This window comes from Nocardia sp. NPDC004260, assembly GCF_053603155.1.
In genome coordinates, this window is record NZ_JBSGEZ010000062.1 from 21963 (window position 1) to 46195 (window position 24233).

Consider the following 24233-nt stretch of genomic DNA (forward strand, 5'->3'; position numbering starts at 1 on the left):
ATCATCGGCCCAAGTAGGTCATGTGGGATTCTCCTAGGCGTTGGGGCTGCGAGCCACCGCAGGCGGTGAGGCTGGTTGTGGCCTCCCGCGGCGGGAGGCGGGCGCACGTCCGAGCGGATGCGCGCCCGCCGCGGAGCGAGCTTTGACCTCCGCGCCGCTCCGTACCACGTGGAGTTGACCGCCGCGATGGTCAGGACTGTCATCCACGCCATGACGTTGGCGGGATGACACCTTCCGGCCGGCAATGGCATCGGTACAACATCAGCCAGCTCCAGGAATATGGTGACATCTCGCCAGCCGGCACTGTGGTGGGGCGCGGTCACGTCCGAGCTGGCCGATGAATCCGTCAGGCCCGGTGTTTCGTGGCTCCACGGCCTGCTTCGCCTTCCCAGCCGGGATAGAAGCGACTCATGAACGCCGCGGCGATGTCAGCCGGGGCGTCCAGTCCGGCGAGCAGGCGCAGCGCGTAACTCGCGCTGATGCCGGATTCGCCTCGGGGGTTGTGCGCGCGCTCCTTCTGACTCAAACCGGTCAGGCCGACACCTGCTCGTGCGGCCAGCTCCGCGCGTGAGAGTCCCATACTCGTGCGGGCGGCGATGATCCAGTCCTTGGGATGACGGAACCGGTCGGACCGGGGATCGGGAAATTCGCCGTCTTCGTCCGGGAAATACTGCCGGAGAACTGACTCGGCCACCTCGCCGGGAGCGTCCAAGCCTTCCAGCAGACGCACCGCCATCTCCCTGGTGATCGCCACGCCGCGCTCCAATGAACCGATGTATGTCGCCGAATTCGCCACGCCCATGCGAGCGGCCAATTGGGATTGGGTCAGTCCGCGAGCCAGGCGAGCAGCCTTCAACCACCGCCGGAACGGCTCGGTGCCGTTCGGTGTCGGCCACGCTGCGGCTGGAGCGGCCCGGTCACGGGGAGCCTCGGTCAGGTCGCCGACACCATCATGGGCGTCACCGTCCGAGAGCCGCGACCATGGCGTCGTCCGCGGTGACTCCCCCGAGGCAGGTCTACGAGAAGACTCGCCCGGTTCGGGTGGTCTGCTCCCGATGAATCCGCCCGGCTCGGTCGTGCCCTCCTCCGGGGCGGAATCGCCGTGTGACATCGGTGGAGTCGGCGGCTGATCCGGTTCGGTCTTCGTCTTGCTCCACGGCGTCGGCCGGTTCTGCTCGCTCATGGTGACGTCGGCGGGTTCACGATGATCGAACGCACCGCGCAACCGGGCGATCGCGTCGGCGAGAACGTCTGCCGCGGCAGCGACAGGCAACCCCAGCCCCTCTGCGGTGCGAGCCAAGGACATGCCCTCGACCAGGTGAAGCATGACCAGCCGCTCCGCGATGGCCGGGTCGGCCAGGTCGGCCAGCGCGGAGCGGACCGTCATCGCGAAGTCGGTGTCGGGGAACCCCGCCGGAACCCGATCGGCCACCTCCCGGCGCGGCGACCCGTCGCCGCTGATCGGCGCATCCAGCCGCAGCGTGGGCCGAGCCAGGATCTCCCGGGCCAACGCGACATCGGCCGGCTTCACTCCCGCTCCCCGCGCGATCTCGGTGTCCTCGAGCGTCGCACCCGCGGCGACCATCCTGTGGATCTGCGCTTCCACCGTGCTCACGAGTTTCCGCGTGCGGTTGTCGAGATCGGGGAATCGCAGGGCGAGACGATACCGGAACACCGCGCCGCGGCAACTGGCCCACGCATGAGCCGCGAACGACGCGGACGGAACGTGGTTGCTGATCGCGCCGAGCATTCCGACCCAGGCGACCTGTTCCGCGTCGTCACGGATGTCCGGAGCTTCGCGACGCGCCACCGCCTTCGGCACCCATGCGAATCTCTCGAAAATCTTGTCCTGGGCCGCTCTTTCTTCCGGCGAACCCACCCGAGTCACGACATACTGTTCGAGCAGTTCTTCTTCGTCTCGATAGCCGGATCGCTCGTATCGATCCGCATAGAATCGCTCGACGATCTCCAGAAGCAACTCGCCGCCGACGCCTTGCGCTCGACACAGTTGCCGCAACTTTCTCAGCCGCGGCAGATAGCGATTGTTCTCGATGCTGGAAAGAGTGCTGCGCGGCATCCGCGCTCGGCGCGCGAGTTCGGTCGCCGAAATTCCTTCGTCGTGACGTAGCGCCGCGAACCAACGCCCCAGCGATTCGTGTGCGGCGGGATCGATATCGGCGGTGACATCCGGGTAGAAGTCCCGCACCGCCTGGATCAGCAAGCCACCCGAGACACCCAGCGCTCGGCAGATCCGCCGGAACGTGCCGAACAGCGGCCGTCGATTCTCGGTCTCGACCTGTGCCAGATACTTCGTGGACAGACCGGTGACACGGGCGAGTTCGGCGCGGCTCATGTCCCGGTCGTTACGCAGCGCGGTGATCCAGCCGCCGAGGTCGTGTCCCGCCGGTTCCAGGTCGAGATCGATGTGTGGATAGAAGTGCCGGGTCGCCACACGCAGCAATTCGTCATCGATCCGGAAAACCTCGCAGATTCGCCGGAAGACCGCGAATCTCGGCACGTAGTTTCCGCTTTCGATATTGCCGAGATGACCCCAGCCGGGCCCGATCGCGTCCGCGAGATCGATCCTGGTCATATCCCGGTCGTGACGCAGCGCCACGATCCAGCTGCCGGGTGACGCGGGATCGTGGGCCGTCGGGCCGAGATCGAGCACGAGATCGGGATAGAAATGGTGCGTGGCCGTGCGCAGCAGTCCCGGCGCGACTTCCAGTGCCCGGCAGAGCCGCCGGAAGATGATGGAGCTCGGAGTGTATTCGCCGCCCTCGATTCCGGCGAGGTAGCCCGCCGATGTGCCCGCGGTCCGTGCCACCTCGGCCTGGGTCGAGTCGTTGACGTGCCGCAGCGCCATGATCCAGTTACCGGGTGTGGCGGGATCGTGCGCTGTCGGGTCGAGATCGAGCACGAGATCCGGATAGAGGCTCCGCGTGGCCTGCGCCAGCGCCTGCTGTTCCACGCCCAATGCGCGAGCAATCCGGAAGAACATGTTCGGTGGCGGGCGGTCTCCGTTCTCGATCTCCCCGATCCGCGTCGGCGTCACTCCGACCGCGCGCGCGAGGTCGGCCTTGGTCATGCCCCGGTTGTTGCGGTGCGCGGCAACCCAGCCACCCGGCGAATCATGGGCGGCAGCGAGTTCGACGTCCGGGTAGAACCGCCGAGTGGCCTCGGTCAGTTCCGCACCCTCGACTCCCAGCACGCGGCAGACCTGCTGGAAGGTGCCGAGGGATGTCCGTCGCCCGTTCTCGATATTGGACAGTGCGGCATTGGTCAGACCTGCCGCTTGCGCAACCTCCTTCTGCTTCCTGCCCTGTTCGAGCCGCAACGCCTTGAGCCACGCGCCCCGCGAGGCGTCCACCGACGGATCGGACTGTTCCCCGGGCCGACTCCCGATGAAACCGGACAGGCGGTCCCCCGCCGCCCTTCGTGCGTCCGGGCGACCCGCCGCGTCCGATTCGCCGGCCCTGCGCAGACCTCGATCGAGCGCTGCGGCGAACCACTCGCGAAGTCCGCCTGCCGCCTCGACATGGCCTGCAGATCGATGTCGTGCGGCAGGCGGATCGGCCGGTCGAAGGCGAAGGCGAACACTGTCGCCGCGAACGTCCGAATCGTCGCGTCGCTGCCCCGCGTCATCAGCGGCGCCTGGAACAGCAGGTAGACCGCGTTCGCGAAACGCCGCAGCACATCGGCAGACGGTTCTGGCGACCGCTGCTCGACAGCCGCGGCCAGTTCGGCCAAGGCGGCGTCGAAGATCCTCCGCTGGTCGGCGGCCCGCGCCGTCTCGAGCACGAACCGGCCACGCTCGAGCACATCCGGATGTTCGAACCCGGCGATCGTGATGTGCGGGTAGTCGAGGGTGAATGCCTCGACCAGCCGCGCCTTGGCCTGCGCTTGGACGTCCAGCCCCGCACTCCGCAATACCTCGCCCGGCGTGCGCACAGCGTGCCACTCGATCTCCGCCAGCGCATCCATGTACCGGCCGTGGATGTGAAGCAGCGCGGCCTTGTATTGGTTGGGTATCGGCAGATCCGAGATCCACGATTGCAGGTAGGCCACCTGTTCCCGAATACCGGAGAGCTCCGACCTCGGCATGCCGTGGTGCTGCCACACCTCGCGCCCGTCGATTTCACGCACGAACTTCGCGGCGAATGCACCGGTCGGCGTCGCGTTGATCGCGGAAGGGGCGCGGCCACCTCTCACCTCGTTGTCCGGACCCACACTCCAGTCTCGCGCGGCGCGGTTCGTCCTGGTCACCGCATCGAAGAGGCCGAGTCGCTCGGCCGAGCCCGAGTCGAGGATCTCGCGGTCCGGTGCGCGCAGGCTGTCGCCCGGCCGCCCGGGAACGATCTCCCGATAGACGGTGTCGTCCTCCAGAATCAAGCAGGTACGCGCTACCGGCGCGTCCATGATCGCGGCGACCTTCCGTTGCAGTACCTGCTCGACAGCGACGACGGGATCGGCGTAGGTCTCCGCGAACACTCGGGTGCCGTTGCCGAAGGTCACCGACTCGACCCGTACTCCCGGCGCATCGGCTACCAGCGAACGTTCCGCTGTTCCGGACTCCCTGCCTGCGAGCACCAGGTCCTGGAACTCGGGACCTGCGGACGCGCCGTCGCTGGACGGATCCTCTTCTCGTGTGCGGCTGCCGATATAGCCGTCGAGCCGGTTCGCTCCGGTGGACCGGTGTCCGGGAGCCTCATTGTCAGCGGCTGGTGTCCCGCCGCTGTCGGGGAGGAGAGATCCGACCGCAGCGGTCACCGTCGCCGCGAATGCGGGCAGGGTCGCGATCCGCTCGGACTCGCCGCCGGCGGACCGTCGGCTTCCCGTGCGGCCGGAAAGGATCCGATCGGTGACGATCCCCGAGACGGCGGAGGCGAGGAGCGGGGCGGTGCGGGCGTCGATCTCCTCGACCACCTCGCCGAAGTGCGTGGCCAGCATCGCCCGGTGCCGGTCGTGTGGCCCGTGTGCTCCGGGGCCGGGTGCGAGCAGGTTCAGGTGCAGCACGCGGGCCTCGTCCGGATGCGCTGCGAGGGCGGTGAGATAGGCGTTGATGGCGGCCCGCAGCCGGGACAGCGGGTCGTCGGCCGCGACGTCCGGCATGGCGGCACGGGTGGCGGTCCGCACGCGTTCGACGGCTGCCGCGCACGCGGCCTCGAAACCGGTTCGCTTGTCGGGGAACAACCTCTGGAATGCGCTGGGTGACACGTCAGCGCGCCGCTGGACGGTCTCCGGAGACATCTCGGTGTAACCCCGTTCGGCCGTGACAGCGATCAGTTGTGTCAGGATCCGTTGCCGCTCGTCGGGTTCCGCCTGTGACGCCGAGCGGGTGGGCTGTTCCCGAGACGGCTTCGCGGACTGGGCCGGGACGCCGGCTGCCGAGTCCACGGCCGGGGTCGGCGTGCCGTTGCGAAGCAGATCGACGAGATTTCGGCGGACGGCGGGCACGGCGGTGGCATCGCCGGTCACGGCCCAGTCGGCGAGGATGCCGTAGATCGCTGCCGCCGAGGCGCGGCGCTGCCGCGTCGGCGTGACCGACTCCTCGAACACGGTCGCGAGCGTGGCGGCGATCTCTTCGATCACGCCCACCATGAGTTCGGCGCGCGCTGCCGGGGCGGCGGCGAATCCCTCGACCAGCAGTAGGCGGGCCGTGGCCGGACGTGCGGCAACGGCGCTCACATACGCGTTCACCGCGGTGGTGACACGGGCGGCGCGGTTCGACGACGGCGCGCCGCCCACCTCGTCGACGACCAGTTGATGCAGATTGCGCCGGGCCTGCCGATGCGCGTCGGCCAAGGCGCTGGAGGTGGTCGGGAAGTGATCGTGGAAGTCGTCCCGAGGGATCCGCGCGCGTCGGCAGACGTCATCGATCGTGGTTGCGCCGAATCCCTGCACCGCCACCGTCGCCACGAACGCCCGCAGCAGGTCGGCGCGTGAACCGTGGTTGCGCGCAGCGGTTGTCGCGGACGGATCGAAAAGCCACTCGTCCACGCGCGCCGCGGCGAGCCGGATGGGCAGCGGGTCCCGCGACGGCGCGAACTTCACAACCGTGTAGCCCATGACGGCCCGCCGTACCGCGGGATCGGTTTCCATCGCGTCGGCCACGTCGAGAATCAGTTCGTAGTCGGTTCCTTCGCCGCGCACCACCACATGCCCGTTTTCGAGCGTCACCTGGGCGCGAGAGGGGCGGATGTCCCGGCGAGGGTGTGGATCGGTGTTCAGGGCGGCATGCACGAGCATCTTCGCGCTGCGCTTGCGGGTGAACGGCTTCAGCAGTCGTTGCAGCCGACCGGCGGCAGCCCAGGCGGCAGGCACATCGTCGAGTACCGAGCCGAGTGCAGCGGCCCAGGTCTCGATCTCCGGCGCCGCACCGAGATGCTGCTCGACGATGTTGAACCGTTCCGCCTGCTCGCGGTACTCGTCCAACCCGGTGAGAAACCTGCCCACTCCGCTGGACGACGGCACTACGACCGGTGCACCCTGTTCGATCGCCTCGGCGGCGACCAAGCCGAATCCCTCGGCACGCGAGGGCATCACCACGACCGTCGCGGACCGGATATCCGCCTGCAGCGTGGCTCGATCCGAAGTCCGCGGAGCCACCTCGACCGCGTCCGGGTCGCCGATCAGCCCGACCAACTCGGCGCGGGCCGACTCGACGCCACGTCTCGGATAGCCGCGCACGACCAGCCGCACGTCACGCCCGCCGGCCCGCAGCCGCCGCACCACGCGAGCGATCTCCGCAACGCCCTTCAACGGGTCGTCCGCACGGCCGAACAACAGAATCCGGGCCGGCGCACCCGGCGCGGGGACCGGCGGCTGTTCGGCCGGCACCAAACCGGGCTGCAGTTCGTGCACCGAGCCGTGCCCCGCCATGACCGCCGACGACAGCGCGTCGGCAGCGAGCACCGGTCCCAGCCCCGCGACCAGATGCGCCCGCCGCGCCAAATAGACATCGGCCGCGACCTTGGCCCGGCCCCGTTCCGGGTTGTTGCCGAGAGTGTGAAACAGCATCGGCGTCAGATGGTTGACGCGAACGAGTTTCGCTGCGGGGTACCGCTCCTCGGCAGCCAGCGCAGCGGCTAGACCGTCGCCCGCATCATGCACGATCACCAGATCCATCAATTCCGGCAGTTCGTCCCAGTTGGACAGCATCCGCTCACGCGTGACCGCCAACGACCCGCTTTCGCGGGGGCCGATCACCTGAACACCGGGGATCCGGGGAGCGCGCCCCACCTCTGCTGTCCGAACCGTCACCGCATGCCCGGCCTCCGCCAATGCCTGGCACAGCGACACGGTCAACGTGGCCATGCCGGTTCCGCCCAACCCCCACTGGGCGCAGCACACCAGAATCCGCTGTCTGGCGAAGTCGAGCCGGAGACGATGCCAGACTTGGCCCTGAGGCAAGGGATCGGCGGTCTCGATGTCGATGCGGCAGTCCACATCGGACAGCTCGCTACGCAGTTGCTCCGACGTCATGCCGGGATCGGTATCGGTGGCGTCCGGCCGGGTGTAGTCGAGCTGAGCGACCAACCGCGGCCGGCCGTCGGTGTCCCGCGCGGAAGTCACGACGATCACAGGAGCATTCCCTGTCCGGGCGCGAGCGATCTCCGTGATCCGCGGTATCGCCTCGATCACGTCCTCCGACATCCCCGACAAGTCCGGTTCGGGCAGTCGAGCCGCGACGGCGGCGGCCAGGAGCGCGGGATCCCGCGTGTGAGCGCCGGGCTCGACGACCACCTGCCAACGAAAACCGCTGTATTTCACCCGCATCTCGGCCGCATGCGTGCGGGCGTCGCGATAGGCGTCCATCGGCGTGTAGATCGAGTCGCCGGCCAAGCGGTCGGCGATCTCCCGCAGCTTCGCGGCGTGCTCACGACGCAGGTCCCGGTTACCCAGCAGCCACCCGTCAGGAGGACGGTATCCGCTGTCGGGATGTACGAAGCCTGCACTGCCGCGGAGACGGTTGATCAGGGCTCGACGAATGGTGAGGTGAGAATGTTCGGGCATCAGGCGCCCGAACCGGTCCGCGAGCCGTAGCGCCTCGTCGACGGCATTCACCCGAACGCCCCATTCGGACAGGACTCGCCCGAAAACACGTGCCGGATCGAAGCGGCGCGACATGAGGTCCTCGAGCGCCAATTCGATGCTCTGCACGACCGCGTCGGGTTCCGACAACGTCTGCAGGTCCGCGGCGGCAACCCACCGGGCAACTCGCGTCGCCGTGTGGAATTCGCCGCCGGTCATCTCCCCCCAGCGCTGCCGCATCTCCTCGACCGCCGCCGGTAGGGCGATCATCTGGATTCCGGTCCGCTCATCGAATCCGGTGCCGTTCACGGCGAATCCGAGCAATCGGGCGGTACTGGCGTCACAGCCGTGGGACAAGGCTCGGTCATGGAGCAATTGAGCCGAGCGCAACTCGTCGTAGCCCTCGGGGTTGTCGCCGCGCCGCCCCCCGCCGTAGACGAGATCGCTCCATGCGTCGGCGGCTATCGCCAAGATGATTTCGCGCAGCTCGGCGCCGTGGAGGACGCCGTTGTCCACGATGTGGCGCAGGTCCTCGGCTACGCTCATGCCGTTGTGGTATAGCGCGGCCACGCCGAACTCGCGCAGTTCGAAGGCGTCGTCGTGGAGATGGTTGGCGCGACCGATGTCGGGATGGCCGTACAGCGTCCGATTGGCGAAAAGCCCCTCGGCGGCCAGCCGTATCCCGCGCCGGATCTCCGGATCGGCGAGCTGTTCGGGCGACACCCGCGCCCGCAAGATCTCGGTCACCTCCTCGATCTCGCGCGCGATCACCTCGGCGGGCAACGGCAGACACGCCGGACTCAGCAGATGATCCTTGATCCAGTCGGCCGAGGCCGAGTCCTGCGTCTCCTGCGTCCAGGCGTAGACGTCGGCCAATAGAGCGACCCGCGGTCCGCCCCCGGCGGGTTGCCACGACCGGTCGGCCAAGTCCTCGTGTGACACGATGCCGGTTTCGACACCGGGCCAACCCACCGATACCCGGAACCGGCCGCGCGCCAACACCGAGCGCTGTTCGTCGTCCTGCGCCCAATCTTCGGCCTCGCACCGCCGGTACAGCCACTCCGGAACCGATAGTTCGATGACATCTCGGCCACCCGTCGAGTCCGAACCCATCACTCGCGCCGCAGCCGCACGTCCCACTACGACGCCGTGCTCGGCCAGCGCCCTGCCGAGTTCGCCGACATCGATCGGCCGGGCCGATTCCGGCGTACCCGCAGCCGGATCCCGTTCGGCATCATCCTCGGGACCGGACGATGGCCTGCGGCCGATCAGACCGCCGGGGCCACGCGGTCCGGAGCGCTGTTCACGCTCGTCGGTACCGGCGCGGTCCTCCGGGGCCGACAGCGGTCGGCTGCCGATGGGAACGCGGTGTCGACTCGGCCGCGACCCGGTCTCGGGTCCCCGCTGGGCATCGGGGCTGAGAGTGGCCGCGCGGACGCTGTCCGGAGGCTGATCGTCACGTGGTGCGCGATGGCCTGCCAGCGCGAACTGGTCCCGTCGAAACGGTGGGGCGCGACTCGACCACAGTGATGGCGGGGACAAACCGGGACTTCGGGCGGAGACAACCGGACGCTGTGTCGTGGACAGGCGGGCGAGAGGTTCGCCCGCACTGTCGAATTCGATCGCGAAAACGTCCCGGTCCTCCTCGCCGAGCTGATCGACGAACGGCTGCTGTTCGCGCTGCCACTGCTGGAATGGGACGGCTTTGTTCAGCAGTGCGCGGGATCCGGCCAGATCGGCGGGGGTGATCGGAGCCTCTCCGGGGGCGGCCGCGATGTCCAGGACGACCAGGTTCGGGGCATCCGCTCGGTCACTATCGTTGACCAGCAGCACCAGGTGACTCTCGACTTCTCCTTTGTTCATCCACTTGTAGACCAGCGCCTGGCTACCCCCGGGCCGGTCTTTCAACGATGCCGCGGCCTTGTCCAGCGAACCGAAAGCCCGAAAGGCGCCGCCGAAGGCCCGTTCGGTGTCTTGCGCGTCGTGACCCCGCAGCGGCATGTCGTCGGGCATGCGGTAGGCCTGTTCGTTCTCGGGGTACAGCACCCGCATCATCGTCACACCATTGTTGACGCAGCTCTTCGGACTGCGCTGGTGGATAGCGACAACGAGGTCGAGCAGGGCGCTGACGGCCAAGTAGGTGGAGGCGGCGTGAACGAGGCTTTCGTTGGCCGGGTCGGCGTTGGTTTCGCCGGGGGCGACCAGGCGGGCGACCGCGTCGGCGATTCCGTCACGTGCGGTGGCGGCGTTCACCTCGGCGGCGTCGATCTCGAGCAGGCCCGCCAGTTCCTTGCGGGCCGTCTCGACGGCGGCGCCGACCTGGCGCACACCCTCCGCACCGCCGACCTGGGCCGGGTCCCAGCCGAGTTCGGCGGCCAGCCGATTGCGTTGCGGCGTCAGATGATTCAGCGCCTGCTCGTCGGTGAAGACGTTCGACCGCAGCACTGCCGCGGGCGGGGCGTGGTCGAGGTGCTGGTTCAGTGCTTCCACGGCAGCGGAGGAGACGCCCGCTCGTTCCAGCAGTCGGCTCAACGGGTCGTCGTCATCGTCGGTGTCGAACACGGCCGCGGCCGCCTGGGTCGGCGCGGGAATTCCCAGCCACCCCGCCAGCCGCGCGAACCGGTCCCCCCGCAGGTGCGGTTGGATGGTGTCAGGCGGGGCGTGCACGGCCTGCATCGCCGCACGGTCCATATCCGTCCTGGCCTGCCCGAGACCCGTCGCGTTGTGGACCGTCTGCGGCTCGGTGTGGAGGAGGCGTGGAGCGATGGCGGTCCGGGGTGAGACCGCCGACATGGCAGCGGAAACGTCTGCGATAGGGGGCGCGTGGGCCTGGTGCGCGCGGCGCATCGCACGCTGCAGGTACGCGCGGTCGGCCGCGTCGTTCTGCAGGGGAGATGTCAGGCTGCGCATCTCCCGCTCGGCCGCGAGCACGTCGGCGGCGGTCGCCGCGATCTTCGTCCGTGCCGCCCGCAGGGCCTCCCCCGGTCGTGCCGGATTCGTGTCACCCGCGTGACGAGCGGCTTCGGCGTATCGCGCGGTGGCCTCGGCGTGCTCGGCCACCGCGGTCCGATAGTGGGTGACCGCGACCTGCGCACCGTGCTGCCGCGCTTCGCTGTAGAGGCGGTCGGACGCGGCTACGTTGAAACAGAAGCTGCCGTTGCGACCGTTGCGGCCCGCGCGGGCCGACCACTGATGATCCTCGTCCGGATTGGTCGGCGAACGCCCCAGCATGTGCGCGTGCACCCCGCCCAGCTGATCGACCTCGTCGCTGATCGACACGTCGAAACCCCGGCCGAGCATCCCCGTGCCGACGGTGACCGCGCCCCGAACACCCGCGGCGTCCTTGACCGACAGCAGGTGCTCCTCGGCGGCATTGTTGTCGCGGTGCTCGGCGAACCATCGGGCATCGATCGCGTTGTGCTCCACGCCCGCCTTGGTCAGCATCAGCGAGAATTTGCGGGCCAGATCGTTGAACGGGCAGATCACCAGCACCGGCCGTCCTTCGGCCTGCAACTGCTGCACCCGGCCCACGGCGTCCCGCAATTTATCCGGTTCGCGCAGGAAGATCCGATCCTCCTCCCCCGTCAGTTTCGACCGGCCGAAGTCCTCCACCTTCGCCAAACCACCCTCGACCGGGAAATTCTCCTTGATCTCCGCGGCGGTCCGCTCCAGCGTGCCCGACATCAGATGCAGATGTTCGTAACCGGCGAGGACGTCCTCCACGGTGACCTGTTTCGATCCCGTTCCATCGGAATACACCGGGGCGCCGAACATGGCCTCCACCATTTTGTGGCGGCCTCCGAACCACCGGCTCTCGGTGCCGATCTTCGGATCGCTTCGCGGCTTCCCGTACTCGTCCAGAATCTGCACCTTCTTCTCGGAACCCTGGCCGAATATCTGGAAATCCCGATTCAGTTTCAACCGGCCCGCCCTGACGTCCAGGAAGGCACGGGCCATCTCGGTTTCCTCGGCGGTAAATCTCCGCCCGGTCCGGCCTTCCCACAACCGGCTCACGGTGTCGAGGCACCGCTCGGGTTGCTCGCGCAGCAACCGCGCCGTCAAAGTCCGTGCCGCTGCGAGGTCTTCCGTCGACAGCGACCGCATTGTCCCGGCCTCCTCCGCTGTCAACGGCCCATCGTGGAGTGCCTCTTCGAGATGCACCGACAGGTCCTTCGCCGCCGTGATCCTGCTGCGCAGTACGGCTTTCAAGAAGTCACGCACCCGCTTCACCCCGGCGGCCTCCACGTCCGAGGCGAGCTCCCGCTGCCCCTCGGACTGGTAGTGCACCGTCTGGTTGTGCACCAGCACCGCGTCCGCCTCGTCGATGGTCGCGGTCTTCCCCGGCGGCGGCCGGTCGAACAGTTCGGCGGTCGCGCGCTCGTCGTAGGTCATGTAGTACACGGTCGGCCGGTCCGGCTCGCCCGGCGGGTCGTGCGGATCCCAGCGCGCGACCTCGTACCCGAGACTCCGCAGCATCGGTGCGAATTCCCGGACCCCCTCGTTGGCCAGCACCTCGGTCGTGGTGATCACATGATGCACCCGCACCGAATCACCGCTCGCCGACTCCACCGGCTCGCCACGCGACAACTGCCACAACGTATCCAGCGCACCGACCATGGATTTGCCCTGCCCCGTGCCCATCTGACGCATGAACCCGTGCTCGCCGAGCAGGAACGCCTGCAGCTGGTTCCACCGCGGCGTCTTCCCCGTCCCCTCGCGCATCGCGTCGATGTATCGCAGCAGCGACTCCACCCGATCGCCATGCTCCATCGCGTGCCTGCGCTGCTGCCACGACTCACCGGCCAGCTCTTCTCGCCGGAGCCGATACAACCCCAGCGCCTTCTTCGCCGCGTCCTTGAACCGCGTCTGCTGCTCGGCGGTGAGGTCCTGCTTCGTCGCCGGATCCGCCGAAGGCAGTCCCGCCAGAGCCTCTGACAGCCCCTCCGCCGGGCGCTCCGGTCCGTCCTGCGCGGACGGGCGAGCGTCGGCGGGCGCGGCATCCTCGGAGCGCGCCGCCGATGGCGGCTCATGTGGCGGCGGCCCATCCGCCGGTTTCGGTGCCGTGACCCGTGCCGGGCGGTCACCACCCGCACCGTGGCGGCCGGACGCATCGCCCACTCCTATCGGCGGATCGACCTTCGCCGAATTCGGGCCCGGCCGCGCGACCGCCGGTTCGTGCCCAACCGCACCGTCGGCGGTCGGAGCCCGGGCGCTGCGACCGTGGACCACCACGTGCGCGGCGTCCTCTTCGTGATCCGCCGAGCGCTGCTGTGGCGAACCGGAGTGGTCGCCGTCCGCGCTCGACAGGACAGCGCCCGCAGCCACACTTTTCCCGAGCTGCGCACTACCACCGGCACCGGAAATGCCACCGGCCTGTGCATTGTGGCCTTGCGCACCGCCAACACCGGCCTGGCCGCCGTCGCCGGCTCCCGTGTTGCCAGTGCCGCCCACCCGCGCCTCGCCGCCATCATGGGCACCGCCGCCTCTGCGGGCGCCATCGTCATGGGCACCGCCGTGCGCACCAGCGCCATCCCGCGCGGGATCAGCGGCGTACTCGGGATCAACGGTCCGCGTATCCCCACTACGGCCCTGCGCATCCCCACCGACCTGCGCCCCACCGGCGGGCGCGCCGCCACCGGAGGCCTCGGCACCGGCGGGGAGGTCCACACCGGGCGCTCGATCACCGGCTCGGTCTGCCGACGCCCCGAGTCCTCCTCGCGTAGGCGAATCCGTGTCTCCCGGTTGTCCGTCCACCCGCGCCTGACCGTTCGAGTGTCCATTCAGCGGGGGAGCCTGTTCACCCGACCCCGAATCGGCGAGGCGTCGCGCCAGATCTGCCGACTCGTCCGGCTCGTAATGGCTCTCACCCGTGGCTCCCGGCGGACCCGACGAAATCAGGTTCTCTCCGGGCTGCGATGCTCCGGCGTCCATGGGGTGGCCGGGGGAGGCCGAGTTCGTGGGCTGCGGGGTGGCGCCGTCGTTCCTGTCCACCAGAGCAGGCGTCAGCGGTTTCGTGTCCTGCGGAGCCCCCGCCAGCCGCATCACGGCATCCTTGCTGAGACTCACCGTGGGAGGATCCGGAGGGACGTAGCCCCCGCTGCCGTCGACCATTTTCCCGGCAGGGGAACCGAGATCCGGGTGGCCGCCATTGTGGACATCCACAACTCCGGCGAATCCGCCGCTGAGCAGCGACGCCAGGACGTCTTCGAAGTGTTCCGGCCAGCCGGTGATCAAGGCCGCCGCACCCAGACCGGACACCGCGCCCGCGACTCCCTGCACCAGCCCGAGCGCCGAGCGGCCGGTTTCCAGGCCGGGAACGACCTTGGGCGCGAACTTGCCCGCAGCCAGGCCGCCCACCGCGCCACCGGCGCCCGACACTCCGGCAGCTTCGATCGACTGCAGATCGATACCTCTCGGGTTCGCCCCGTTCGGGTCTTTGACGGTCGGAAGCCGGTCGCCGGACACGACCTGCATAAGCTGTGCCGCGAGATCCACACCTGCGGGCACCGCGGCGGCCGTACCGACCGCGAACGCGAACCGGTACGGCCCCAACGCCGACAGCCGGGCCCCCGTCTTCGCCGCGCCCACCTTGTAGGCCTGTTCCAGGCCCGCGCGCATCAACGCGACCTTGCCTCGGCCCTCGATCAGCATCGACTCCACCACGGGAGCAGCCGCAACTTCGCCGGCCGGACCGGCAGCGGCGGCTGCCGACAGCGTCGTGATGATGCGCCAGGCCAGCTCGACGCCGAACGCGAACATCACGCACAGCGTCTTCTCCGCATCGTTGGCGGCCGCGTGCGCTTGATCGGCCAAGGCCAGCGCTTCCTCCCGCAGCCTGGCCGCGCCCGCACGGTGCAGATGCAGTATCTCGCGCACCCGATCACCCAGCGCTCCGAGCGAATCCTCCTGCGCCAGAATCTTTTCCGCGTCGTCCCCGTGATTCTTCATAGCGGCGGCCTTGGCCCTCAGCTCCGCAGCCATCCACCGCATTCCGGATACATCGGCGCGCGGCAGGTCTCCCCCGAAGACCACCAGTTCGATCGGGCGCCGCACCACGGGGGGCAAACTCTCGAACAACATCCGCAGCTCCACGACCAGGTTCAGCGACCACGAACCGTCCACCGGCACCCCTACTCCCGCCGTGACGCCGCATCGACCAGCACCGCGTGCAGTGCTCGCGCCTGGCGGCTCGCCTCGTCGCCGCGCAGCACGACATCGGCGAATGCGGCGCCGAGGGCTCGGCTCGCATCGAACTCTTCCGCGTCACCGGCCAGCTCGGCACGCCAACGCCGGTACCCGCTGACCACCTCACCGAGTGTGCTGGTCCGTCCCGCCTCCAGACGCAGGTACTCCGAGATCAGGACCCGCTGCGCCTGCCTGCGTGCGAGACCGCCACCGACAAAGTCGAGCGCCCTGCCGAATTCGCGCAGTGTCGCCAGGTAGATCTCCGGCTGCGCCGCCTCGAATTCCGCCGTCCCGGTCGACTGCTGCGCGGTGCGCTGGTCGAGGATGATCGACCGACCGACGCCCGCACCTCGGCTATCGCGCGGTTCCGGACTCCACCACACGGGGCCCGACTCGGCTTCGAGCTCCGCGACCGCGACGACATCGAGACCGATCACAGGGTAGTCGGTGAGCACACGGTCCACAGCAGCCACGAATCCGCGCACCACCGGCGCTTGCAGGCCGGGGATTTCGAATCCGGTCACCCGCACGTGGTGGCGCTCGGCCAACATCCGCGCCAGCTGGGCGACGAGGGGATCGGTAACCGGCGGCGCGCCGGAGCGATGCCGATCGCGCCCGCGCGGCGATTCCGCAGCGGGGTTCCGCGTCCGCGGCGGAGCACCGTACCGAGGGTTCTGCGGTCTCGGCTCGGCGCCGGCGGGCGGTCCAGCCCTTCTAGACGGCTGCCCGGACCAGGGGGTGTCCCGCCGACCCACACCACCCGACGGGCCGACTCCCGCCTGCCGCCCGGCTGAGGCACGGGGCGAATCCCGGGTGGCGGCCGGCGGAAACACCGCGGAGGCCGGAGGGCGGCGACCGGAATCTCCGGCGGGCTTGCCGGGGTTGACGCCGCCCGGTCCGCCTCTCCCCTGGGCGGCCTCACGGCCTGCTGACCGATCGGAAGGACTCTGCTGGGGACCGCCCTCCGGCGTGGAGCGTCTTACCGACACGTCCGGTGCCCGCGACCCACCGGGAACGGATTCGAAGGGAACACCCCGGTCCGTTGAATACAACGGGTTTGCGGGAAACGCCGGACTCGATGGAAATAACGGGTTGGCCGTATTCGCCGGGTCTGCCGCTGCCGGAAAGGTCGCCGCGGGCCCGGATGTCATGGGTCGCTGCGCGCCCGCGGGCGAGGACGTGCCCGCGCTGCCGTCCGGCCAGGGCGCCGCGGGCTCGCCGATCGGGTTCAGCTCGTCGGCCGAAGCGGCGACCCGGCCGGCGCCGAGCCGGTCCTGCGATTCGAAGTGGCTTGCGGCGTCGACCATCCCGGCGGCCGTGCTGTGCAGACTCTCCTCCATTGCCCGCAGATTGGCCAGCAACTGTTCGGCATGCGGCTTGAACTCCCTGGCGAACGCGACACCCAAGTCGTCGTCACCCCAACTGCCCTCGGCGTGCGCCAAAGAAGCGCGCAGTCCCGCATAGGTCTGCCCCACGCGATCCCCGAGTTCGGCCAGCCGCGCTCCCCGCTCGCGCATGCGGTCCGGATCCAACCGAACTTCACCGTTCACGTCGCGATCCCCCTCCGGTCAGGCTCGGCTGTTACCGCGCAACCGGAACCGCCGCTCGAAACCGGCGACGAACACCGACAACGGCACCGACGTGGTCGAGCGCTCCACCACCCCGTCATCCGCGACATAGAAAATCGCACGGTCCAAAGCCATTTCGCCGCCCGGCACCGGCGAACGTACCATCCAACCCACGCTGATGCGATCGGCCCGCAACGTCGACAGCGAGTATCCCGTGGTGTCGTAACCCTGTCGTAGGATGTGGTCCCGGACGAGGTCGAGCGCATCCGCTTCGCCGACACCCTCGGCGTGGTTCGCGTCCAGATCCGCGAGTACGAACTGGAACATCGCCCCATCGATATCGATGCCGGTGCCGGTGCCGTCACCGAAGACCTGCACGATCGCCTCGCGCGTCACCGCACCGGCCTGCGCCGCCGACACCAACAACTCCGCCGCGTCCGACATACCACCCGACCGGTCGTCCAGCAGACTGCCGACGACACCCGCCACGGTGCCGACCGTCCACACCGCGGGCAGCGCCGGCGCACACTCTGCCATCGGCGCGGACTCACCCCGGTACCACCGACCGGACTCCCACCAGTAACAAAACGACAGCAATCCGGTTGCCACCCGCGGATTGAGCACCGGGTCGGACACCCATTCGGGCGCTCCCGCAAAGAGTTCCGGAATCGGTGCACCGCCGTTGTACGCGGCTTCCAGGACCGACGCATCCCACACACCACCCGACAGCACGGCCCGGTCGCCGGGCAGCAGCGTCAGCGTCGAACCGCTGCGCCCCGCGCCTTCGAAGATGCCCACCGACGGACCGATCCGCGGTCCCTGCCTCGACCCGACCGCCACGAAGGCTGCCGCCAGCACCGCCCACCGCGCCCACAACACGGCCAGCTCCGGCAGTTCGCCATCCACGGCCACCGGGCGCAACCCCGCACGCCGATCCGCACGCACCGCGTCGGCGGCGGCGCGCGGCGTCCGCGTTCGGCGTTCTCCGCGTCCGAGGTACGCCGCCAGCCACACCGGTAGCCGCTCCCGTGGGTAGCGTTCCAAGTCGGCGAGATAGGCCGCCGGTGCGAACAATTGCTCACCGGGGAACGGAACGACACCGTGATCGGCAACGGCCTCGACACCGTCGGCATCGATGCGCACCAGCAACCGCCACCACGGCCCTTCGTTGGCCCTTGCCGCCGTCTGCCGATGCCGGCGTACCGCATCCCACACCGCATCCGGTACCGGGCACCGGAACGACCGGATACCGTCCTCGACCGTCAGCACCGCCGATTCGGCGACCACGGTCATCGCGAACCACGCCTCCAGCCGACGCCAGCCGGGCACGGCCACCGCACGCAGCCCATCCGCGATCCGATCGACCAACCCGGCGAGATCCTCATCCCCGGCCCGCGTCACGGCACTCTCCGTGCTCCGGAGACGACGAACGCGCCGAAGCCACGACGGCGCCAACGCGCGGCCTCGACTGCGAGCAGTACATGAGAAGTTCCCACAAATCGCCTGGAATCGGTTCGTCGTCAGGATGCGAAATGTTCTCAGGCGAAGATTTCGCACTTCGCGCCCCAGCGCAACGCCGGTATTCACCAGCCATGGCAAGTCCACGGCCCGGTGATGTGAAACGCTCATGTACTCGCCGCGCGCGGCCTCGATCGCCCGATGTCCTCGATCCGGAAGCGACCGAGCGCTCGAAGGCCCTCAACCCGCGGATGCTCACTGATCCGCGTCCCGCAGCCCCTGTCGTGCGGACTCGCTGTCGTTGCGGGCGAGCACTTCCCGGATCAGCCCACGCGGGTCGCGGACGCCCGTCGCGGAGGGTGACGGATTTCCCCTGCGGACCGGTCGATCTCGATGGTGACGTTCTTATGGCCGCAGCCAGTCGGGAATGGCACGGGCCAGCGCAGCGTCTTAGGTCTTCTCCAAATCGAACCGTCTGCGTCTCGAATCGTGGGCGTCCGGCCAGAGACTCGTGACCGGGCGAATCTATTCCGCCTTCCGCGTTCTCGGCAATTCGTTGTCGATACCGCGATGTCCGGGTTGCGGTGCGCATCGGCTCCACCGGTTCATACCAGCCGCGCGGCGGCTGTACACGACCGCGACTCCCCGTTCCGCTCCTGACACCGGTTCCGAACGTGTGCTGTCGTTGGACGACACCGAGGTGTTCGGGCCGACGCTGTTCGAGTACCCGTTCTCCCGGGCGATCGCGAAGCGGCATCTGAAGGACGTTCGGATCGAGGTGATCGGCGTCGCCGGCTCCCGGTGCTGAAAATGCTGACCGACAGAGGCATCGCATGGGTCGATCGGCCCAGAGCCCCCGAGTTGCGGAACGTGGTCGACCAGGCCGCTCTGGTCAACCGGCGCACACCTACGGGCTGGGCCGCACCCTGGTGTTCACCCACCGTGTCGACGCGGCCGCTGATCGCAGCACTGATAACGGCGATGATCTCTAGCTTCGCATCTGTGGGGCCAACTGTCCGCGTGAGCATCAATAGGCAGAGCCCTGCACTTCCACACATTCTTCATGTCACAGACATTGACAGTATGGTAATTGTCAGACAACATGGAGCCATGTCACCTTCAGTTGCCATCGTTACTGGTGCCAGTCGCGGATTGGGCAGAGCCATAGCTCTCACTCTCGCTCGATCGGGAACGCAAACCGTGATCGCGTCGCGCAACTCCGCGGAGTTGAAGTCGCTCGCGGACGACATCAGCGCGCTCGGGGTGCGAACTCTTGCCTGCGTTACAGATGTCTCGGACGAGTCTTCTGTCGAGCATCTCTTCACCACCTGCTTGAACGAGTTCGGTGGACTCGATGTCCTGATCAACAATGCGGGTGTCACGCTACAGCGGAACCTTGTCGATCTGACCGATTCGGACTGGCAACACATCTTCGATGTCAATGTCCGAGGGATGTTTCACTGTTCACGTGCCGCTGCGAGATACTTCGCATCGGTCCGCTCTGGACGGGCGGTGAATGTGGCTTCCGTGTTCGGCCTTGTGGGCCGGCCGGGCTTCACATCTTACTGCGCTTCCAAAGGTGCGGTAGTCAATTTCACGCGTGCGGCCGCCGCCGAATGGGCCCGTTTTGGCGCTCAGATCAACGCGGTGGCCCCTGGCTATATCGCCACTGACATCAATGCTGATTTACGCGGAGACGCCGACGCGATGAAGAAGGTGCTGCGCCGCATTCCTGCCCACCGAATGGGCGAACCCGAGGAAATCGCCAACGTGGTCCGATACCTGGCGCTCGACGCGCCGGCTTTCCTCACCGGCCAGACGATCGCCGTCGACGGCGGCGAGACCAGCGTATAGGAGATCAGATGCGTGACGCAGTCATCTGCGAGCCACTCAGGACACCGGTTGGCCGCTACGGCGGGATATTCAAGGATGTCACTGTGGCCGAACTCGCCGCCACAGTCGTCAGCGGTCTCGTCGAGCGAACGGGGATCGCTTCCGCGGATGTGGACGATGTAATTTTCGGGCAGGGCTACCCGAATGGCGAAGCCGCCGCTCTCGGCCGGATCGCCGCACTGGACGCAGGATTGGAGATCACCGTCCCAGGGCTTCAGATCGACCGCCGATGCGGCTCAGGGCTGCAGGCGGTGATCTATGCCTGCATGCAGGTCTCGAGCGGTGGGTCCGATCTGGTTTTAGCCGGTGGCGCTGAGAGCATGAGTCAGACCGAGTTGTATCTGGCCGACGCCCGATGGAACACGGGCGGAACACCTGTGATGAAAGACAGGCTCGCCGAACCACGTAAGAACTCGGGCGGTAAGCGGTTTCCGGTGCCGGGTGGAATGATAGAGACTGCCGAGAATCTGCGGCGCGATCATGGGATCAGCCGTGTCGAGCAGGATGAGTGGGCGCTTCGCTCACACCGCCGGGCGGTGCGAGCGATGGACCAAGGGCTGTTCGATGACGAGATCGTCCCGGTCATCCTCCCCGCTACGAAGAAAGTTCCCGAGCGAGTTGTCGTCCGCGACGAGCATCCGCGGCCGGACGTCTCTTTGGAGAAACTGGCCGCACTGCCCCCTCTGCTGTCGTCTGCCGATCCTGAAGCTACTGTCACGGCAGGCAATTCGAGCGGCCAGAACGATGCGGCCGCGGTGGCGATCGTCACAACACCGGAGCGAGCCGATGCACTCGGTCTGCGTCCTTACGGCAGGCTGGTCAGCTGGTCGCTGGCCGGCGTGGAACCATCACGGATGGGTATCGGCCCTGTCCCCGCGACACACTCGGCGCTACAGCGTGCGGGGTTGCAGTGGTCCGACATCGACCTCATCGAATTGAACGAAGCGTTCGCGGCGCAGGTACTGGCATGCTTCCGCGAATGGAAATTCGCCGATGCCGATCTCGACAGAGTCAATGTAAACGGATCGGGGATCTCGCTGGGGCATCCGATCGGCGCCACGGGAGGGCGTATATTGGCGAACCTGCTCAGGGAAATGCACCGGCGCGAAGCGCGCTACGGGATCGAGACGATGTGCATCGGCGGCGGCCAAGGGCTGGCAGCGGTGTTCGAGCGGGTATGACGGCAGTGTTCCATCGGGCCCTTAGCGCAACGACTCGCGGAAGTGCTTCCATGTGGAAGGCTTCACGAGTCGTTGCGCTGTCGGCTTCAGTATTCGGCCTCGGGATAGTCGCGGCTGCGCTGACGAACATACGTCAGGTGTTCCTGCATCGCTTCCGCAGCCGCTTGTTCATCACCCTTCTCGACCGCCTTGATGATCTTGGTGTGCTGACGGATAGTCTCCTGACCGACTTCCGGTGTCAGTTCGAGGTAGCTGACAGGTGCTGTGCACGCGTGCAGCGCCTGTACGAAAGCTACCAGCAGGCGGTTTTCGGACGACTCGGCGATGATGCGGTGGAACTCCTGATCCAGCGACGAGACCTGAGGGTCGAGCAGGTCGATCGCTTTCTGCTTCGAGACGACGGCACGCGCTGCGGCAACCTGCTCGTCGGTGCGGTTGCGTGCTGCGAGTCGGGCGCAGGGAACCTCGACAATCTCGCGGGCTTCGCTCACTTCTTCGATATTGAGGGATCCTAGGCGCAAAACGTGCAGCATGGAGTCTTGCAGCATTCGGCCCAGCGCCCTGCTGTCGACCTCTCGGACGAAAGACCCCCCGCTTACACCGGGGATTTTGCGCACCAGTCCGGCCGCTACCAGCGATCCGAGCGCCTCCCGAACCGTGGGTCGACTGACGCCGAACATGTCGGCCAGCGCATTCTCCGACGGCAACTTCTCCCCTTGCGCGAACCGTCCCTCCAATATGGCGTCCGTGATCTGCTTCTGCACCTGTTCACGCGGCCGAAGCACCTGCTGTGCAACGAACTGTCCAGCCCCGGGCTCTCCCATTGATCCATCCCCTCACACGCTATGACCTTGGTACAAGCTTAACAGGCGATAAATTGCCTGACTGTTACCAGTCGGAGACTGAGTCGGGGGCCATAGTGCGCGTGGCCCCCGACTTCAGTGTCAGAAGAGCTGGTATTCCTTGAGCAAACTTCGACCGATGATCAGCTTCTGGATGTCGGAGGTACCTTCCCCGATGAGCATGAACGCTGCCTCACGGTAGAGCCGCTCGATCTCGTACTCCTTCGAGTAGCCGTATCCGCCATGGATCCGGAAGGCGTCTTCGACCACCTCGTTGCAGTACTCGGATGCCAGCATCTTGGCCATCCCGGCCTCGACATCGTTGCGTTTTCCGGAATCCTTGAGCCGAGCAGCGCGAACGACCATCGAATGTGCAGCCTCGACCTTCGTCGCCATCTCCGCCAAGCGAAACAAGATCGCTTGGTGTTGAGCGATAGGTTTGCCGAAGGTCTCGCGCTGCTGAGCGTAGGCGATGGCCAGCTCGAACGCACGATTGGCGATGCCCACCGCACGGGCTCCAACGTTGACTCGGCCTACCTCGACACCGTCCATCATCTGGTAGAAGCCGTTGCCAGGGACGCCGCCGAGGATCTGGTCGCTGGACGTGGAGTACCCGTCGAGGATCATCTCCGTGGTGTCGATGCCCTTGTACCCCATCTTGTCGATCTTGCCAGGTATCGTCACACCCTCGACTGTCTCACCGAAGCCCGGCTCTTTTTCGACCAGGAAGGTCGTCATGTTCCGGTAGACCGACTCCGAACCTTCGTCGGTCTTCGTCAGGACAGCAACGAGATTCGAGGATGCTCCGTTGGTCAGCCACATCTTCTGACCGGTGATCGAGTACGAGCCGTCGTCTCGCCTGGCCGCCTTTGTCGTGATCGCGGCCACATCCGAACCGAGCGCAGGTTCGCTCATGCTGAACGCACCTCGCACCTCCCCGGTCGCCATCCGCGGCAGGTATTTGCGCTTTTGCTCCTCGGTTCCATGCCGCATCAGCAGGTAGGCGACGATGAAATGGGTATTGATCACGCCGGAAACGCTCATCCAGCCTCGGGCTATCTCCTCGACCACCAATGCGTAGGTCAGCAGAGATTCACCGATCCCCCCGTATTCCTCTGGGATCATCAGACCGAATACGCCGAGTTCCTTGAGGCCCTCGACGATCGCGGCGGGGTATTCGTCGCGGTGTTCGAGTTCGGTGGCCACCGGAAGGATCTCCTTTTCCACGAACTTCCGGACGACTTCGAGGATCTGGCGCTGATCTTCAGTGAGGCCTTCTGTGGTCACTAGCCGACTCACGGTGTTCCTTTCATGAGAGCCCACCACTTACATGTGTGGTGTGCTCGGTCCTGGCAATGATCCGCTGCGCCCACTTCTGCGTGGCCTCGTCCACCATCACCCCGTCGAGGACCGCCACACCGCTGCCCGTCGACGCCGACCCGTCGAGCGCTTCGATAATGCGTGTGGCGAGTGTCAGTTCTTGCGCCGTGGGCGCGAAGCCGCCGTGGCAAATGTCTATCTGACCGCGGTGGATAAGTAGGCGTCCGTCGAATCCTTCGGCTGCGCACCGCATCATGTCTACGCAGAACGCGTCCATATCGCGCACCTTCGTGAAAGGCCCGTCGACAGCGAGTTTGTCGTTAGCTCGAGCAGCCGCGACGATCGCCAGTCGCGCCGACTGTTGGAGGTCTTCCGCGGCCGTGGCACGAAATCCCATCGACGCTTGGTGATCGACCGCGCCGAAACACAAACAGCGTAACCGCTCCCCCGCGGAGGCGATGGCGTCGAGCCGCGCGATCCCGGCTGCATCCTCGATCAGAGCGTCGATGTGGATTCGGCCCGGTGAGAAGTTGCCTTCACGCTCGAGCTGGCCGATGATTCGATCGAGACAGACCACATCGACTGCGGAATGGGTTTTCGGCAACATGATGGAGTCGATGTTCGTTCCGCATCCCCGAACGAGCTCGGCGACATCCCCTAAGGGTTGTCCCGTAAGTCCGACGCGGTGATGACGACCTGGACCCGGTTACGGTCAGCGGGCGTGGGCGAGGTTGGCCAGAGTGGCAACTCCG

10 protein-coding genes are annotated in these 24233 nt (G+C 67.3%); 3 read left to right on the forward strand and 7 right to left on the reverse strand.

Going from position 1 to position 24233, the window contains the following annotated elements; genetic code table 11:
• Nucleotides 1-346: 346 nt before the first annotated feature.
• The 4 genes from ACWEO7_RS29085 to ACWEO7_RS29100 are packed head-to-tail and all read right to left on the reverse strand — an operon-like array spanning nt 347 to nt 18188.
• Nucleotides 347-3370, reverse strand: coding sequence for a helix-turn-helix domain-containing protein (locus ACWEO7_RS29085; protein WP_452427912.1), 3024 nt, complete (start codon nt 3368-3370; stop codon nt 347-349).
• Nucleotides 3283-15162, reverse strand: coding sequence for a glycosyltransferase (locus ACWEO7_RS29090; RefSeq protein ID WP_452427914.1), 11880 nt, complete (start codon nt 15160-15162; stop codon nt 3283-3285). The genes ACWEO7_RS29085 and ACWEO7_RS29090 overlap by 88 nt, the downstream gene beginning before the upstream one ends.
• A 2-nt stretch (nt 15163-15164) precedes the next feature.
• Nucleotides 15165-16769: a hypothetical protein gene (locus ACWEO7_RS29095; RefSeq protein WP_452427916.1), complete on the reverse strand. Its 1605-nt coding sequence runs from the start codon at nt 16767-16769 to the stop codon at nt 15165-15167.
• Nucleotides 16770-16787: 18 nt separating this feature from the next.
• Nucleotides 16788-18188, reverse strand: coding sequence for a hypothetical protein (locus ACWEO7_RS29100; RefSeq protein WP_452427918.1), 1401 nt, complete (start codon nt 18186-18188; stop codon nt 16788-16790).
• A 742-nt stretch (nt 18189-18930) separates the two neighbouring features.
• On the opposite strand from ACWEO7_RS29100, the gene ACWEO7_RS29105 reads away from it, so the two are divergent.
• The 3 genes from ACWEO7_RS29105 (at nt 18931) to ACWEO7_RS29115 (ending at nt 21319) form a co-directional block, all read left to right on the forward strand.
• On the forward strand, nt 18931-19053 hold the full coding sequence (locus ACWEO7_RS29105; RefSeq protein ID WP_452427920.1) for a hypothetical protein: 123 nt from the start codon (nt 18931-18933) through the stop codon (nt 19051-19053).
• A gap of 302 nt (nt 19054-19355) precedes the next feature.
• Entirely contained in the window at nt 19356-20099 is a 744-nt protein-coding gene (locus ACWEO7_RS29110; RefSeq protein ID WP_452427922.1) for an SDR family NAD(P)-dependent oxidoreductase, read from the forward strand.
• A gap of 8 nt (nt 20100-20107) precedes the next feature.
• Nucleotides 20108-21319 carry an acetyl-CoA C-acetyltransferase gene (locus ACWEO7_RS29115; RefSeq protein WP_452427924.1) on the forward strand — a complete coding sequence of 404 codons (1212 nt, stop codon included), beginning with the start codon at nt 20108-20110 and terminating at the stop codon, nt 21317-21319.
• Nucleotides 21320-21405: 86 nt separating this feature from the next.
• On the opposite strand, the gene ACWEO7_RS29120 is transcribed toward ACWEO7_RS29115, so the two are convergent.
• The 3 genes from ACWEO7_RS29120 to ACWEO7_RS29130 form a co-directional block, all read right to left on the reverse strand.
• A complete protein-coding gene (locus tag ACWEO7_RS29120; protein ID WP_452427926.1) occupies nt 21406-22143 on the reverse strand; it encodes a FadR/GntR family transcriptional regulator in 738 nt (245 codons plus the stop codon).
• 120 nt (nt 22144-22263) lie between these two features.
• A complete protein-coding gene (locus ACWEO7_RS29125) occupies nt 22264-23460 on the reverse strand; it encodes an acyl-CoA dehydrogenase family protein (protein ID WP_452427928.1) in 1197 nt (398 codons plus the stop codon).
• Between the two features lie 10 nt (nt 23461-23470).
• Nucleotides 23471-24100, reverse strand: coding sequence for an HpcH/HpaI aldolase/citrate lyase family protein (locus tag ACWEO7_RS29130; RefSeq protein WP_452427930.1), 630 nt, complete (start codon nt 24098-24100; stop codon nt 23471-23473).
• Nucleotides 24101-24233: the final 133 nt, after the last annotated feature.